The 1,844-nt window shown below is 68.6% G+C and carries 2 protein-coding genes; both read right to left on the bottom strand.

What is annotated here, in order from left to right:
• A partial coding sequence (locus ACTMTI_RS56745) for a beta-ketoacyl synthase N-terminal-like domain-containing protein (protein ID WP_441129385.1) occupies nucleotides 1–884 on the bottom strand: 884 nt, incomplete at its 3' end.
• 63 nt (nucleotides 885–947) lie between these two features.
• The coding region (locus tag ACTMTI_RS56750) for a beta-ketoacyl reductase (protein WP_441129386.1) at nucleotides 948–1,844 on the bottom strand (897 nt) is incomplete at its 5' end.

Below are 1,844 nucleotides of genomic sequence, written 5' to 3' on the forward strand. Positions count from 1 at the left end.
ATCACCCCCAACACCCGATGACCAGCAGCCACCGCATCCGACAACCGCTCCAACACCAGCACGCCCACACCCTCGGACAGGACGGTGCCATCGGCCTCGTCGGAGAACGCCTTGCACCGGTCGTCCCGCGCAAGACCGCGCTGGTGGCTGAAGTCCACGAGAAGTTCCGGGGTGGCCATGATCGTCACGCCACCCGCGAGCGCGAGCGTGCTCTCTCCTGCGCGCAGCGACTGACAGGCCATGTGAATGGCGACGAGCGAGGAGGAGCAGGCGGTGTCCACCGTGACCGCGGGCCCCTCCAGGCCAAGCGTGTATGCCACCCGGCCGGAGATGACGGAGCTGGAGTTACCCGTTCCCAGGTAACCTTCGCTGCCCTCGGGCAAGGGCCCTCGGCCCACCTCGTAGTCGTTGGCGAAGGCGCCGATGAAGACGCCCGCGGTGGTGCCGCGCAGCGAAGCCGGGTGGAGACCGGCCCGCTCCAGGGCCTCCCACGAGGCCTCCAGCACCAGTCGCTGCTGCGGGTCCATCGCCACGGCCTCACGCGGGCTGATCCCGAAGAACGCCGGGTCGAACTCGTCCGCCCCTTCGACGAAACCACCCGAACGCGCGTACGTCGTGCCGCTGCTGTCCGGGTCGGGGTCGTACAGCGCTTCCAGGTCCCAGCCCCGGTCCTTCGGGAACGGAACGATCCCCTGCTCGCGGTCCAGCAGCAGCTGCCACAGGTCCTCCGGCGAGTTCACCCCGCCGGGGTAGCGGCAGCTCATCGCCACGATCGCGATCGGCTCACGATCCTTCGCCTCGACCTCACGCAAACGTCGGTTGGCCTGCTGCAGATCTTCGGTCACTTTTCGCAGGTACGCGAGAAGCTTCTCTTCGTCAGCCATGCCGTCCGCCTTCCTAAGGGGTTTGGAGTTTGCGTTACCTGTCAGACAACCGGTTGGGGGGCCTCACAGGCCCTGGTCGATCAGCGAGAAGAGCTCGTCCGCGCTCGCCGTGCGCACCGTGCTCTCCTCGTCCGTTCCGGATCGGTCTCCGCGCCACTCGTCCATGAGCTTCTGGAGGCGAACCGTGATCTCGGACCGCGCCTCGACATCGATGGCGATCTTGCCCAGCAGCCGGCCCAACTCGTCCAGGCTCTGCAGTACCTGCGATTCGACCGGTTCCTTCTTCGGCAGGAGCTGGCTCCCCATGTACTCGGCGATGGCGACCGCGTTGGGGTAGTCGAAGATCAGCGTCGCCGGCAGCCGGAGCCCGGTGGCCCGGCCGAGCCGGTTACGCAGTTCCACCGACGTCAGGGAGTCGAAACCGAGCTCGCTGAAGCTCCTGTCCGGATCCACCTGCCCTTCGGAGGCGTGTCCCAGGACACCGGCGGCCTCCGTACGTACCAGCGAGACCAGCACGCGCTCCTGCTCGGCCGGGGTCAGCCCGGCCAGGCGCTGCTGCAGCGCCGACTCTCCGTCCGGGGCGGGTGGCGCGCTCTGGGCGGTACGGCGTGCGGGGGTGCGAGCCAGGCCGCGCAGGATGGCGGGGATGCCGTCCTCACGTGCGGACAGAGCACGCGTGTCCATGGGCAGCGGTACGAGGAACGGCTCCGACGTGGTCAGGGCCATGTCCAGCAGTTGCATGCCCTCGCCGGCACCCATCGCGGTGAACCCTGAACGGGACAGCCGCTCCAGATCGATGTCGCCCAACTGGCGCGTCATGCCACCCGTTTCCGGCGCCCACACACCCCAGGCGAGGGACTTGGCGGGCAGGCCGGTGGTGTGGCGGTGGATGGCCAGTGCGTCGAGGAAGGCGTTGGCGGCGGAGTAGTTGCCCTGTCCGGCGCTGTCGAGGGTGGCGGC

This window comes from Nonomuraea sp. H19 (assembly GCF_052068215.1).
Classification (GTDB): domain Bacteria; phylum Actinomycetota; class Actinomycetes; order Streptosporangiales; family Streptosporangiaceae; genus Nonomuraea.